Genomic DNA, 14,170 nt, shown 5'->3' with positions numbered 1-14,170 from the left:
AATAGTAAGCAGTGAGTGTTATGTAGGAAAGGAAAGAAGATAATGGAACCAATTTATTTGGATCATGCTGCAACGACCCCAATGGAGCAAGAAGTAATAGATGCAATGATTCCCATTTATCAACAAACATTCGGTAACCCTTCAAGTGTTCATTCATTTGGAAGAAAAGCAAGACAATTGTTAGATGAAGCGAGACGTGTCATGGCTCAAAGTATTCATGCGAATGAGAAGGAAATTATCTTTACTAGTGGGGGAACGGAAGCAGATAATCTAGCTTTAATAGGAACAGCTTTCGCTAACCGAAATAAAGGGAACCATATTATAACGACTAATCAAGAACATCATGCAATGCTTCACACAGCAGAGTTTCTAGAAGAAAGTGGATTTGATGTTACGTATTTACCTGTTTATGAGGATGGTAAGATTCGTGTGGAAGATTTGAAGAAATCTTTAAGGGACGATACTATCATCGTATCTGTTATGTATGTAAATAACGAAACTGGTATCATCCAACCAGTTATAGAAATTGGCAAACTTTTAATGAATCATCAAGCTTATTTTCATACAGATGCAGTACAAGCTTATGGTCTATTAGATATTAATGTGAAGGAATTAGGGATAGATTTATTAACTGTATCCTCCCATAAAATATATGGCCCTAAAGGTGTCGGTTTTTTATATGTAAAAGATGGTATAGCTATTCAAACGCTACATTTTGGTGGAGAACAAGAGCGAAAACGACGCCCCGGAACTGAAAATGTAGTAAGTATAGTTGGGTTTCAAAAAGCGGTTGAAATAGCGATGAAGAAGAAAGAAGAAAGAAGGGAACTATATCATTCATATAAGAAAATATTCTTGAACGAACTTAATGAAAATGATGTTGAATTCGAAATAAATGGAGATTATAATTCACAGATTTCTTCTATTGTGAATATTAGTTTCCCTGGAACGAACGTGGAGCAGTTATTAACTAATTTTGATTTAGAAGGTATTGCCGCATCTAGTGGAAGTGCTTGTACAGCTGGTAGTGTTGACCCTTCACATGTACTTTCTGCTATGTTTGGAAAAGATAACCCCTGCACGACTAATTCTATTCGATTTAGTTTTGGAATCTTTAATACAGATGAAAATGTTAAAGACGCAGCAAAGCGTGTTGCGAAAATAGTAAATCGATTAACAAAAGGAAAGTGAAAATAAATGAAGGATAATAAAGATATACGTGTTGTAGTAGGTATGAGTGGAGGTGTCGACTCATCTGTAGCTGCATTACTATTAAAGGAACAAGGCTATGATGTAGTTGGCATTTTCATGAAGAACTGGGATGATACGGACGAATTTGGTGTTTGTACGGCAACAGAAGACTTTGATGATGTTGTTCGAGTATGTAATCAATTGGACATCCCATACTACTCTGTTAACTTTGAAAAGGAATACTGGAATAAAGTATTTACGTATTTTCTAGATGAATATAAGGCTGGAAGAACGCCAAACCCAGATGTGATGTGTAATAAGGAAATAAAATTTAAAGCATTTTTAGACCATGCTTTATCTCTTGGGGCAGACTATTTAGCAACCGGTCATTATGCTCGTGTAAGGGAAGTAGATGGACAGGTACAAATGTTAAAAGGTGTTGACGATAATAAGGATCAAACTTATTTTCTAAATCAATTATCGGAAGAAGTATTAAGTAAAGTGATGTTTCCTCTAGGGGAAATACCGAAGCCCAAAGTACGTGAAATTGCGAAAGAGGCAGGATTAGTTACCGCAACGAAAAAAGATTCTACCGGAATTTGCTTTATTGGCGAACGAAACTTTAAGCAATTTTTAAGTGAATATCTTCCAGCTCAACCAGGAGAAATGAGAACATTAGATGGGGAAGTTAAAGGACGTCATGATGGGTTAATGTATTATACTATTGGCCAAAGACAAGGGCTTGGTATTGGTGGTGCAGGAGATCCTTGGTTTGTGGTAGGTAAAAATCTAAAGGAAAATGTGCTTTATGTGGAACAAGGATATTCCAACGATAAATTGTATTCCGAATCACTAATTGCGACTGACGTGAACTGGATTAATCCTAATGATATAGAAAAAACATTTACTTGTACGGCCAAATTCCGTTATCGTCAAAAAGATAGTGGGGTTACAGTTACATTAATGGATGATGGTAAAGTAAAAGTTGATTTTCATGAGAATCAACGTGCCATTACACCTGGCCAAGCAGTTGTTTTTTACGATGGGGATGTATGCCTTGGCGGAGGAACAATAGATGAGATTATAAAAAATAATGAAGCACTTCCGTATGTAGGTTAGGTTGAGGGGTTTTTATATGGATAAAAATACACAAGGCATTACTTATATGCAAGAACAAAAATATGAAGAAGCGGCAAGACTATTTAATGAAGTAATTGAGGAAAATCCAACTGATCCACTAGGTTATATAAATTTTGGTAACCTATTGCTGCATTTAAAGGAATATGAACGTGCCGAGCGTTTTTTTAATAAAGCACTTGAATTGGATAATGATAGTGCAACAGCTTTTTATGGACTTGGTAATCTTTACTTTGAACAATCACAATTTGACCATGCCATAACGAACTTTCAAAAAGCTGAACAGTTAGGGCTGAATGAAGCTGATGTATATTTTATGTTGGGTTTATCATTTATGAATCAAGAACAGTTCAAGCTTTCATTACCATATTTACTAAGGGCGAGTGAGCTGAACCGTAAAGATGATGATATTCTTTTTCAGTATGGGCTTGCCTTGGCGCAAAGTAATATTCTAAACGATGCAAAACAAGTGTTTTTGGATGTATTGAAACTAAATCCAAATCATTCTGACTCTTACTATAATCTAGGAGTCATCGAATTATTTAATGAAAATATGGTAGATGCATTAGATTGCTTTAATAAAGCACTAAGAATTCAACCAGATCATCTACTTGCAATGAACGGAAAGACGAATGTGGAAAGCCTGTTAGAAGAAAATAGCAACGAATAGTGGGGGTTTACTATGGAAAGTGTTCATAATTTGGAAGATAAAAAGTATATTAAAGGTGAATTATTATATACGATTTTTCACAATGAGCATGAACATTTTTCCATAGCCAAAATAAAGGTTATAGAGACGAATGAAGATTTTAAAGAAAAAGATGTTGTCATAAAAGGGTATTTTTCAAATTTGATAGAAGCAACATCTTACTATTTTTATGGGGAATTTGAACGCCATCCCAAATTTGGATTACAATATAATGTTGTCTCCTATCAAACTTTTGTACCTAATTCAAAGGATGGACTTATAGCGTATCTTTCAAGCGAATTGTTTCATGGTATTGGTAAAAGATTAGCATCAAGAATCGTAAAAAAATTGGGTTCGAATGCTATTTCAAAAATATTAGATGATCCAGAAAGTCTTCATGATATCAAAGGTTTGAAAAAAGAAACTAGAGATCATTTAGTACAGAGTCTTCAGGAAAATCAAGGATTTGAACATGTGGTTCTTTATTTATCAAAATATCAAATCGGTTTAAAGATGGCACAAAAACTTTTTGCTACCTATAAACAATCAACGATTGAAAACATGGAAGAGGATCCTTATCAGTTTGTATTTGATATTGAAGGATTTGGTTTTCAAACAGCGGATGCAATTGCAAAACAGAACGGACTTTCGTTAACACATCCTAACCGAATAGGTGCGGGATGTATTTATGTTTTGCAAAAAAGTGTACAAGATGGCCATGTATATATACCGCTTGATTTCTGTGTAAGTGAAGTGAAGGATCTACTTGCTTCAAGTGTTGATTTAACAGACAACCTTATAGCAAATAGACTAGACGAACTAAATCAAGAAAAGAAGGTAATTATTCAGGAAGGTAATGTCTATTTGCCATCCTTGTATTATGCGGAAGATGGCTTTGCAACCCACTTAAATAGAATAATCCAAAATGAAAATGATGAACATACTCCAGTAGCTGAATTAATGAAAATTATTGGGGAAATAGAAGAACAAGAAGTGTTAAGTTATGGAAAAGAACAATTTGAGGCAATTAATCAGGCAATTCATTCTAAAATAATGATCTTAACAGGTGGACCGGGAACTGGGAAAACAACGGTAATTAAAGGGATTATTAAGGCATATGCTGCCATATTTAACCTTTCATTAGACCTTGCTGACTACAAAAATAAAGCTGAATTTCCATTTGTTTTAGTTGCTCCTACTGGAAGGGCTGCAAAACGACTAAATGAATCCACTGGTCTTCCAGCTTCAACGATTCATAGACTTTTAGGTTGGAACGGTATGAATGAATTTGATAAAGGAGAAAATGAGAAGTTAGACGGGAAATTTTTAATTGTCGATGAGTTTTCCATGGTTGATATCTGGTTAGCAAATAGTTTATTTAAAGCTATACCAGATGATATGCAAGTATTATTAGTTGGTGATGAGGATCAACTCCCTTCCGTTGGCCCCGGACAAGTATTATCCGACTTATTAAATAGTGGATATATTCCTTCTGTTAGCTTGAAGGAAGTCTACCGGCAAAAAGAAGGATCAAAGATTATACAACTGGCACATGAAATTAAAAATAATAATTGTACAGTTGAATCTTTAAAAAACGCGAAGGATTTCAGTTTTATTTCGTGTAATGAATATCAAATGATTCAGGCGATTACAACTATCTTTGAGAAGGCGAATGTTAAAGGTATTCATTACAATGATATGCAAGTTCTTGCACCGATGTATCGCTCCCAAGCGGGGATAACAGTTATAAACGAACATCTTCAGCAATTGATTAATCCAAAGAAAAAAGGAAAAAGAGAAGTAAGATTCCAAGACGTTATTTATCGTGTTGGCGATAGAGTCATTCAATTAGTGAATCAACCGGAAGATGGGGTTTATAACGGAGATATAGGCGAAATTGTGGCTATCTTTAAGACAGACGAAAATAAGGAAAATGAAGAACAAATAGTCATTTCTTATGACGATAGGGAAGTAGTATATCCAAGAAAAGACTATGTAAACTTTACACACGCATATTGTATTTCTATCCATAAATCACAAGGAAGTGAATTTCCAATTGTAGTATTTCCGGTAGTTTCAACCTACCATAGAATGCTAAGAAAAAACTTATTATATACTGCCATTACAAGGAGCAAGGATTCTTTAATTATCTGCGGTGAAAGAAAGGCTTTTATAAAAGGTATCCAAACCATCGATACAAATAGGAGATTTACCTCACTAAAAGAACGACTTTCCAAAAGACTGGATATTGAAAAAATAAAAATCATCGAAACAGGAAATAACGACGAAGAGCTATCTCCATATGATTTTATGGAGTAAAAAGTATATTTTAGAAAAAAATGGGCAAGCCTATCATTGTACGTTAGGAAATTATAAAATTTTAGCAAGAAGCATTACGACGTAGTTAAAATTTTAACGTTCCAAGTATAAGAAAAACTAACACAAATGTGCTCGTTGTGTTGCAAGATTATTCAGGGAAGCGTCCTCCTCGCAAAGCTACAGGAAGTATGTTTAAGAAGAAATTCAAGTAGTAATCCAGGGAGTTGCTTCGCTAAAGAACGAACGAATGTGAGTTTTTCTAAAAAAACGTATCTTAAAAAGAGGTGTTTAGATGGTATTGCGTTGCCCAAATTGTAATAGCAAGGACATTGGAAAAATTGGAGCACAAAATTATTATTGTTGGTCTTGTTTCATTGAAATGACAGTTGTAAATAATGAGTTAGCAGTTCATCAAATAGAGGCGGATGGTAGTTTAAGTTCATTAAATGATTTATTTTCCGATGAGGAACTTAGATTACAATAGAACTCCTTAGTTGTAAAAAAATAAAGCTAAGGAGGGTCAAATGATGTTTGATGATGGAAAGAGAATATCAATTATATATTGGCTTATTATTGGAGTACTATTCATTCTTTTTGCTTTTTTACTTATAAAAACCTTTCCTTATTATGGTAAAGTCTTTTCCTTTTTATGGAAGTTGTTGACCCCGTTTTTAATTTCTTGCTTAATCGCTTATTTGCTTTATCCGATTATCGAAAAACTTAGTAGTTATAACATTCATAGGGGAATAGCGATTTTACTGATTTATATTTTGTTTTTTGGTGGAGTTGGATATTTAGTGTATAAACTTTATCCATTGATAGTTCATCAAATTCAGGATTTAGCTGATCACTTACCAGAAATGACAAAAACGTATCAAACGATGATTTATAGTTTATATGAATACACCGCGTTTATGCCAGAGACGGTACATGATAAAATGGATGAGTTTTTTATTAATATCGAAGGTTCATTAGATCAATTATTAACAAAATTAATTGGCGGTTTTACAAAAGTTTTTGATATGGTTATTACTATTACAGTAATTCCAGTACTAGTATTTTATTTTTTAAAGGACTATGACAAAATTAAAAAATTCTTAAAACGATTTATTCCTATAAAGTATGAAACACGAACAACTAGAATTATTCATGCGATAGATGATAGTCTAGGTGATTATATTCGTGGACAATTTATTGTTTGTTTCTTTGTTGGTTTAACCGCATTTATTATTTTTAAGATTTTAAATTTTGATTACTCCTTGATATTAGCCATTATTATGGGAGTAATGAATATTATTCCTTATTTTGGACCGATCATTGGTGCAATACCTGTTGTTATTATCGCTTTTACAACGACAAATTCTGTTAAATTAGTTTTATTTGCCGTTATTGGTATTTTCATTATTCAAATAATAGAAGGGAATCTATTATCTCCATACATAGTTGGTAGAAGTGTGGCAATTCATCCTGTTGCGATTATTTTTGCACTTTTATTAGGTGGACAACTGTTCGGTGTCATAGGAATGATTTTAGCAGTTCCAGTATTGTCGATTATTAAAGTCATTATGAAACATATTTTTACAGTTCCTGTTCGTAATTGACAAGTACTTCAATATTTTTTATACTTTAGGAAAGCTTAATTTTCTTAAAGTATAAAGTAATGGAATAAGGAAAATTATATCAATAAATGAATAAAAACGTTGAAAGTGAAAAGTACATGATAGTTTGGCTCTCAGAGAAGGGTTTTCATTGGCTGGAAAAAATCCTAGTTCATTATCGTGGAAAGCTACACTGGAGTGCGATTAATACTCGTCGGTCTCATACCGTTATGATGATATAAGTGATGAACTGAATAATTCGTTCATAAAAAGGGTGGTACCGCGAATAAATCTCGTCCCTGCATTCATGCAGAGAGGAGATTTTTTTAGTTATTATTATGTCAACAATGGAGGATTAATGTATGAAACAATTAACATCAGCAGAAATTAGACAAATGTATATTGATTTTTTTAAAGAAAAAGGTCATCGTGTAGAACCTAGTGTTTCTTTAGTACCTAAAGATGATCCGACTTTATTATGGATTAATAGTGGGGTAGCAACTTTAAAAAAATATTTTGATGGTCGAGTGATACCAGAAAATCCACGTATTGTTAATGCTCAAAAAGCAATTCGTACAAATGATATCGAAAATGTTGGATATACAGCCCGCCACCATACATTTTTTGAAATGTTAGGTAACTTTTCCATTGGCGATTATTTTAAAAAAGAAGCGATTGAATGGGCTTGGGAATTTTTAACTGATGAAAAATGGTTGAATTTAGATTCAGAATTACTATCTGTTACGGTTCATCCTGAAGATGATGAAGCTTATGATTTTTGGTTAAACGATATTAAATTGCCGAAAGAAAGAATTATTCGTATAGAAGAGAACTTCTGGGACATTGGTGAAGGTCCAAGTGGTCCAAACACGGAGATCTTTTATGATAGAGGAGAAGAATTTGGGAACGACCCGAATGATCCGGAATTATATCCTGGTGGAGAAAACAGCCGTTATTTAGAAATTTGGAACTTAGTTTTCTCTCAATTTAATCATAATTCGGATCATACGTATACGCCTTTACCTAAGAAAAATATAGATACTGGTATGGGATTGGAACGTGTAACTTCAGTTATACAAAATACACCTACAAACTTTGAAACTGACTTGTTTTTACCAATCATTCGTAAGACAGAAGAATTAGCGACAACGAATTATGGAAAATCAGTAGAGAGTGACACTGCATTTAAAGTAATTGCTGACCATATTCGTACCGTTAGTTTTGCTGTTGGTGATGGTGCACTACCTTCTAATGAGGGTAGAGGTTATGTATTAAGAAGACTTCTACGCAGAGCTGTTAGATTTGCTAAAGAAATTGGTATTAATAAGCCATTTATGTATGAATTAGTGGAAACAGTTGGGGAAATTATGAAGGATTTCTACCCAGAGGTAATAAAACAAAGAGACTTTATTGAATCTGTTGTAAAAGTAGAGGAAGAACGTTTCCATGAAACATTAAATGATGGATTAGAAATATTAACGACCATTATCGAAAAAGAGAAAGCAAATGGAAGTAAGGTATTCCCTGGGAAAGAAGTATTTCGTTTATATGACACCTATGGATTCCCTAAAGAATTAACAGAGGAATATGTAGAAGAGCATGGTTTTTCCATTGATCAAGATGGTTATAATCAAGAAATGGAAAAACAACGTAGTAGAGCAAGAAACGCAAGACAAAAGGTAGAGTCTATGCAGGTTCAAGATACGGTATTAAGTGAAATAAAAATTGACAGTGAATTTATTGGGTATGAAAATGTAGAGGTAGAAACCAAGGTCGCAGCATTATTTGATGGAAATGAAATGATCAATACTGCTAAAGTAGGAGATACAGTTTTCCTTTTTCTAAATAAAACTCCATTTTATGCAGAAAGTGGTGGACAAGTAGCTGACAAGGGATGGATTTATACTGAAAAGTCCTCTGCGTTTGTTGAAGATGTACAAAAATCACCAAAAGGTCAAAATATCCATCGAATTGTTGTCAAAGACGGAGAATTTAACGTAAATGATTCTGTAAAAGCTGTTGTAGATTTTGAATTCCGTCAATCAATCATTAAGAACCACTCTGCAACACACTTACTGCATCAAGCGTTGAAAGATGTACTTGGTTCCCATGTGAATCAGGCAGGATCTTTAGTTACACCAGAAAGATTACGATTTGACTTCTCTCATTTTAATCCGGTATCTGATGAAGAGCTAAAGAAAATAGAAGAAATCGTAAATGAGAAAGTATGGGAAGCAATTCCGGTAGAAATAAATCTTAAAAAACTACAAGAAGCAAAAGAAATGGGAGCTATGGCACTATTTGGTGAAAAATATGGAGATATTGTTCGCGTTGTTCAAATGGGGGACTATAGTTTAGAGCTATGTGGGGGATGCCATGTTAGAAACACATCTGACATCGGGTTATTTAAACTTGTTTCAGAAAGTGGAATAGGTGCAGGTACAAGAAGGATTGAGGCTGTAACTAGTAAAGAAGCTTATCAATTTTTAAATGAAAAATTAAATATTTTACATTCCACAGCAAGTTTATTAAAAACAAAAGAGGAAAATCTACCAGAACGCATTGATCATCTATTCCATGAAATAAAACAATTGCAAAAAGAAAACGAATCATTAAGTGCCAAAATTGCAAATGCAGAAAGTTCACAGGTTTTGGAACAAGTTGAAAGCATTGAGGGTGTCAATTTATTAGCACAACAAGTTCATGTGAAAGATATGAATCAGTTAAGAAATATGATTGACGATCTAAAACAAAAACTAGGTTCTTGTATTATTTTGTTGGCAACTGAGAATAATGGAAAAGTTCAACTTGCTTCTGGCGTATCCAAGGATTTGGTTGAGCAAGGTTTCCATGCAGGTAAATTAATTAAACAAGCTGCACAAATTTGTGGAGGTGGCGGAGGAGGTCGCCCAGATATGGCTCAAGCAGGAGGAAAAGATCCCGCAAAAATCTCTGAAGCTGTTCGATTTGCAAAAGATTACGTGCTGGAGAAAACCAAATAAGTAATAAAGAATAATGTAAAATGCTATAAAAAGGATTAAGGAAATTTTTCCACCTACTATGTTTCACTTTATTTACTTACATGTTACAATGAACACAGTAATATTCGACATTTTATGTTTTATCGCGTTTTTATGATTGAAGGCCTGCATTTCGAGGAATTGAGTTAAAAACATGAATTGTAAGTGGGGCCGTCAGAAAGTAGAATCCTGATAAGGGCGATTAATATTCAGTGGGAGTTGGAACAATACACCCACTGAATAAGTTTAACTTTATATAAACATATGGTATGCTTCCAATAGTTAAGTAAATGATAGTTTTTCTAAGAACGGGGTGTCAAAATGAGTTCAATTGATAAAACAATGAAGTTTAACTTTTCCGAAGAACCATACGAACAGGACATAAAAGAAATTCTTTTCACGGTCCATGGTTCTTTAAAAGAGAAGGGTTACAATCCAATTAATCAAATTGTTGGATATTTATTATCAGGTGATCCGGCATATATTCCAAGGTATAATGATGCCAGAAATCTAATAAGAAAAGTTGAACGTGACGAAGTAATAGAAGAACTAGTGAAATCTTATTTGGAACAAAAAAAGGCGGATTAAATGAAAATAATAGGATTTGATGTTGGCTCCAAAACAATTGGAGTCGCAATAAGTGATGCACTCGGGTGGACAGCACAAGGATTAACTACAATTTATTGGGATGAAACCAATATAACATCAGCAGATGAAGAACTTTCTAAAATAATAAAAGAACATGAAATTAGTAAGGCTATAGTTGGTCTTCCTAAAAACATGAATGGTACGATTGGTGAACGTGGAGAAGCATCCCAACGATTTGCAGAACATATTGAAGAAACTTTTAACATTCCAACTGTTATGTGGGATGAAAGATTAACAACTATGGCGGCCGAGAGAATCTTGTTACAAGCTGATGTTAGCCGAAAAAAAAGGAAAAAAGTCATTGATAAAATGGCTGCAGTCATGATATTACAAGGATACTTAGATCAAAAATGAGGTGAGAGTGTGTCACTAGATAAAAAAGAACGTATTATTGTTCCTGATGAGAATGGAGAAGAACATTTATTTGAAGTTCTTTTTACTTTCGATGTTGATCAAACAGGAAACTCATATATTGCGGTAGTACCTGTTGAACAAGCTGATGATGAAGAAGTAGAGGTTTACGCTTTTAGATATGAGGAAACGGAAAAAGAGGATATAACGTTATTTCCAATTGAGTCTGATGAGGAATGGGAAATGGTTGAAGAAATGTTGAATACTCTTGCTGATGAAGAGTTGGATTCTTAATTTATCTACCCCAAGCTTCGAAATAAGGGCGACTGAGTTTCATGTGAAGTTAAAACTCCGCCTGAACCAAGTCTTCTTTATGAAAGCAACCGAACTGATACCTATTTTGGTATCAGTTTTTTCATGGGAGTGAATCCAAAGAGAATCGCCCTTAGATCCTAAGAAATTAGGCGTCCGGGACTTCGCTAACCCGCCCTACATTAAAGATTCTCAGAAATGCAACTATGGAATTCCGTAATCGAATAGAGAATACCAACTATTCAAACATCCTATGGTTTTAGTGAAAATCATGGATAATATTGCCCTTTTTTAGTATAATAAGTCGAATGAGAGGGGGAAACCAAATGTCCAAAAAGAAATCAAATGGTAAGTTTGTGGACAATCTCATTGCGACGAATGAAGAAGCAAGTAAGGTCAGAAAGATAGTATCTTTGGTAATTCTAGCAATCGTTTTAATAATAGGTTTAAGTGGAATTGCTGGCTATTTTTACGTGAAATCCGCACTTAAACCGGTGGATCCTAGTAGTGATAAGGAAATTATCGTAGAAATCCCTTTAGGTTCTTCTTCTTCTTCAATAGCTAGTATTTTAGAAGAAAACGGTGTTATCAAAAATGCTATTATCTATCTATTATATATAAAATTAAATAACGAATCCAACTTACAACCGGGGAGTTATACGTTCACTCCATCCATGACTCTAGATGAAATCACGGAAAGCTTACAAATGGGGAAAGCAACAGCATTATATACTGTTACGATTCCTGAAGGGCTAACTATAGATCAAATAGCTGATATTTATGCAAAAGATTTTTATTTTTCAAAAGAAAAATTTTTAAACGTTGTTAACGATAGAGATTTTATATCTGAGTTGATGAGAAAATATTCTATTTTACCAAAAGACATATTACAGGATGAAATTATTTCTCCATTAGAAGGATATTTATTTGCTGCCACTTACTTATATTATGAAGAGAAGCCCTCCATCCGATCTATAATAGAAGGGATGGTTTCTCAGACACAAGATGTTGTATCACCTTATATGGATCAAATTGAAAACAGTAAATTTAGTCTTCATGAAGTGTTAACCTTTGCTTCACTTGTTGAAAAAGAGGCAAGTAATAATGTTCAAAGAAAAGAAATCGCGGGTGTATTTTATAACCGATTAGAAAAAGGAATGCGACTTGAAACGGATCCTACAGTTGCATATGCGCTTGGAGAACACCTAGAGACAACCCTATATAAACATTTAGAAGTAGAATCACCATATAATACCTATCGAATCAACGGTTTACCGATTGGTCCAATTGCGAATTTTTCTAAAAGTTCTTTAGAGGCCGTATTGCAACCTGAGAATTCCGACTATGTATTTTTCTTGCATGACCATGAAGGAAAAATACATTATGCGAAAACCTATGAAGAACATAGTGAAAATATAAAAAAATATTTAAATTAAAATAATAAAAAAATGAGACATAGGATCACACTTCTAATTTTTGCAGGTGAAGAAAGTATTAATTTTCTTCACCTGCATAAGTGCAATTAAGGCATTCGCCCAAACAAAAGCGAACGCTAAGTTTTCTAATAATGAAAGAGGTACTTATGATGGATGATTTAATTAATAACTATTTACTACATATACTTCCGGAAAAGGAAACTTGGATTAAAGAGATAGAGGAACAAGCTAAAATAGACAGTATTCCCATTATGGATCAGGTTAGTATGCATTTTGTAACACAAATTATTCAAATTAAAAAACCAAAAAGAATTCTAGAAATAGGAACAGCAATAGGTTATTCGGCCCTACGAATGCATGATGCATGTCCAAAATCTCAGATTGTGACAATTGAAAGAGATGATGTTCGTTATAAACAAGCTATTCAAAATATTAAACATTTGAATAAAGAAAAGAATATCGATGTTATTTTTGGAGATGCTTTAGAGAAGCTTGAAGAATTAATGGATAAAGAAGAAAAGTTTGATTTAATATTTATTGATGCTGCAAAAGGGCAGTATCAACGGTTTTTTGAACTTTCTTTACCGTTGTTGAATTCAGATGGATTAATTATTACGGATAATGTGTTGTTTAGAGGATATGTAGCTAATCCTGAAGTAAGCCCTAAGCGATATGAAAAAATGGTTGAAAAAATAATAAAATATAATGATTTTCTTATGAATCAGCCTGAATTTAATACGTCAATTATACCAATTGGAGATGGAGTCGCTCTAAGTAGTTACAAGTAAAAAGGAGTTAAATTTATGAAAAGAAAACCAGTTATTATTGGAGTTACTGGTGGCAGTGGTAGTGGTAAAACTTCCGTGACCAAATCTATTTGTAATAAATTTTCCGATAAAACCATTTTGGTTATAGAACAGGATTATTATTATAAAGACCAAAGTCACCTTCCGTTTGAAGATAGATTAAAGACGAATTATGATCATCCTCTAGCATTTGATAATGATTTACTTATTGAGCATTTACATGATTTATTAGACAATAAATCGATAAACAAACCAGTTTATGATTATAAGTTACATACTCGTTCGAACGAAACTATTTTGATCGAGCCAAAGGATGTCATCATTATTGAAGGTATCCTGATTCTAGAGGATCCACGTTTAGTTAATTTAATGGATATTAAAGTATTCGTGGATACAGATTCTGATATTCGAATTATAAGACGCCTTAGTCGCGATATTAAAGAACGAGGTAGATCCTTGGATTCAGTAATTGAACAATATCTAAATGAGGTAAGACCATCTCATTTACAGTTTATAGAGCCAACGAAACGTTATGCAGATATCATCATTCCAGAAGGTGGAGAAAACCATGTAGCGATTGATTTAATGGCTTCTAAAATTGAAAATATATTATCAAAAAAGCATGAAAATAACAAATAAAATTCTTGATTATTTGTTGAAATTC

At 33.5% G+C, this 14,170-nt stretch carries 13 protein-coding genes and 1 other annotated feature; all 13 genes read left to right on the top strand.

The genetic code is table 11. From position 1 onward, the window contains the following. The first annotated feature begins 42 nt into the window (after nt 1-42). The 13 genes from A9178_RS08825 to udk all read left to right on the top strand — a co-directional run bounded on the left by A9178_RS08825 (nt 43) and on the right by udk (nt 14,145). Nucleotides 43-1,191, top strand: coding sequence for a cysteine desulfurase family protein (locus tag A9178_RS08825; protein WP_068674432.1), 1,149 nt, complete (start codon nt 43-45; stop codon nt 1,189-1,191). Between the two features lie 6 nt (nt 1,192-1,197). Continuing rightward, a complete protein-coding gene (gene mnmA / locus A9178_RS08820; protein ID WP_068674430.1) occupies nt 1,198-2,310 on the top strand; it encodes a tRNA 2-thiouridine(34) synthase MnmA in 1,113 nt (370 codons plus the stop codon). Between the two features lie 16 nt (nt 2,311-2,326). Continuing rightward, the gene (locus A9178_RS08815; RefSeq protein WP_068674428.1) at nt 2,327-2,998 is read left to right on the top strand and encodes a tetratricopeptide repeat protein; all 672 of its coding nucleotides are present in this window, start codon (nt 2,327-2,329) and stop codon (nt 2,996-2,998) included. Nucleotides 2,999-3,010: 12 nt separating this feature from the next. Further along, nucleotides 3,011-5,335 carry an SF1B family DNA helicase RecD2 gene (recD2, locus tag A9178_RS08810; protein ID WP_068674426.1) on the top strand — a complete coding sequence of 775 codons (2,325 nt, stop codon included), beginning with the start codon at nt 3,011-3,013 and terminating at the stop codon, nt 5,333-5,335. 292 nt (nt 5,336-5,627) lie between these two features. Further along, the gene (locus A9178_RS08805; RefSeq protein ID WP_068674424.1) at nt 5,628-5,819 is read left to right on the top strand and encodes a hypothetical protein; all 192 of its coding nucleotides are present in this window, start codon (nt 5,628-5,630) and stop codon (nt 5,817-5,819) included. Nucleotides 5,820-5,862: 43 nt separating this feature from the next. Beyond that, nucleotides 5,863-6,936 (top strand): AI-2E family transporter, encoded by a 1,074-nt coding sequence (locus A9178_RS08800; protein ID WP_068674423.1) that lies wholly within the window; start codon nt 5,863-5,865, stop codon nt 6,934-6,936. A 90-nt stretch (nt 6,937-7,026) separates the two neighbouring features. Then, nucleotides 7,027-7,237: a binding site (T-box leader), on the top strand. Nucleotides 7,238-7,295: 58 nt separating this feature from the next. Beyond that, a complete protein-coding gene (alaS, locus tag A9178_RS08795; protein ID WP_068674421.1) occupies nt 7,296-9,935 on the top strand; it encodes an alanine--tRNA ligase in 2,640 nt (879 codons plus the stop codon). Between the two features lie 339 nt (nt 9,936-10,274). Continuing rightward, the gene (locus A9178_RS08790; RefSeq protein ID WP_047183756.1) at nt 10,275-10,541 is read left to right on the top strand and encodes an IreB family regulatory phosphoprotein; all 267 of its coding nucleotides are present in this window, start codon (nt 10,275-10,277) and stop codon (nt 10,539-10,541) included. Beyond that, the gene (gene ruvX / locus A9178_RS08785) at nt 10,542-10,955 is read left to right on the top strand and encodes a Holliday junction resolvase RuvX (RefSeq protein WP_068674419.1); all 414 of its coding nucleotides are present in this window, start codon (nt 10,542-10,544) and stop codon (nt 10,953-10,955) included. A gap of 9 nt (nt 10,956-10,964) precedes the next feature. Further along, on the top strand, nt 10,965-11,246 hold the full coding sequence (locus A9178_RS08780; protein WP_068674417.1) for a DUF1292 domain-containing protein: 282 nt from the start codon (nt 10,965-10,967) through the stop codon (nt 11,244-11,246). Between the two features lie 344 nt (nt 11,247-11,590). Then, entirely contained in the window at nt 11,591-12,700 is a 1,110-nt protein-coding gene (gene mltG, locus A9178_RS08775) for an endolytic transglycosylase MltG (protein ID WP_068674415.1), read from the top strand. 149 nt (nt 12,701-12,849) lie between these two features. Continuing rightward, a complete protein-coding gene (locus A9178_RS08770; RefSeq protein ID WP_068674413.1) occupies nt 12,850-13,488 on the top strand; it encodes an O-methyltransferase in 639 nt (212 codons plus the stop codon). 15 nt (nt 13,489-13,503) lie between these two features. Next, the gene (udk, locus tag A9178_RS08765) at nt 13,504-14,145 is read left to right on the top strand and encodes a uridine kinase (RefSeq protein ID WP_068674411.1); all 642 of its coding nucleotides are present in this window, start codon (nt 13,504-13,506) and stop codon (nt 14,143-14,145) included. Nucleotides 14,146-14,170: the final 25 nt, after the last annotated feature.

It is taken from the genome of Oceanobacillus sp. Castelsardo (assembly GCF_001659985.1).
Lineage (GTDB): Bacteria > Bacillota > Bacilli > Bacillales > Amphibacillaceae > Oceanobacillus.
The sequence above is the reverse complement of the archived record's forward strand: the minus strand, read 5'-3'. Positions and strand labels throughout refer to the sequence as shown.

Excerpts from the sequence above, each read along its gene's own strand:
- A9178_RS08825 (WP_068674432.1), top strand. The coding sequence starts at position 43 with ATGGAACCAATTTATTTGGATCATGCTGCAACGACCCCAATGGAGCAA.
- mnmA (WP_068674430.1), top strand. The coding sequence starts at position 1,198 with ATGAAGGATAATAAAGATATACGTGTTGTAGTAGGTATGAGTGGAGGT.
- A9178_RS08815 (WP_068674428.1), top strand. The coding sequence starts at position 2,327 with ATGGATAAAAATACACAAGGCATTACTTATATGCAAGAACAAAAATAT.
- recD2 (WP_068674426.1), top strand. The coding sequence starts at position 3,011 with ATGGAAAGTGTTCATAATTTGGAAGATAAAAAGTATATTAAAGGTGAA.
- A9178_RS08805 (WP_068674424.1), top strand. The coding sequence starts at position 5,628 with ATGGTATTGCGTTGCCCAAATTGTAATAGCAAGGACATTGGAAAAATT.
- A9178_RS08800 (WP_068674423.1), top strand. The coding sequence starts at position 5,863 with ATGTTTGATGATGGAAAGAGAATATCAATTATATATTGGCTTATTATT.
- alaS (WP_068674421.1), top strand. The coding sequence starts at position 7,296 with ATGAAACAATTAACATCAGCAGAAATTAGACAAATGTATATTGATTTT.
- A9178_RS08790 (WP_047183756.1), top strand. The coding sequence starts at position 10,275 with ATGAGTTCAATTGATAAAACAATGAAGTTTAACTTTTCCGAAGAACCA.
- ruvX (WP_068674419.1), top strand. The coding sequence starts at position 10,542 with ATGAAAATAATAGGATTTGATGTTGGCTCCAAAACAATTGGAGTCGCA.
- mltG (WP_068674415.1), top strand. The coding sequence starts at position 11,591 with ATGTCCAAAAAGAAATCAAATGGTAAGTTTGTGGACAATCTCATTGCG.
- A9178_RS08770 (WP_068674413.1), top strand. The coding sequence starts at position 12,850 with ATGGATGATTTAATTAATAACTATTTACTACATATACTTCCGGAAAAG.
- udk (WP_068674411.1), top strand. The coding sequence starts at position 13,504 with ATGAAAAGAAAACCAGTTATTATTGGAGTTACTGGTGGCAGTGGTAGT.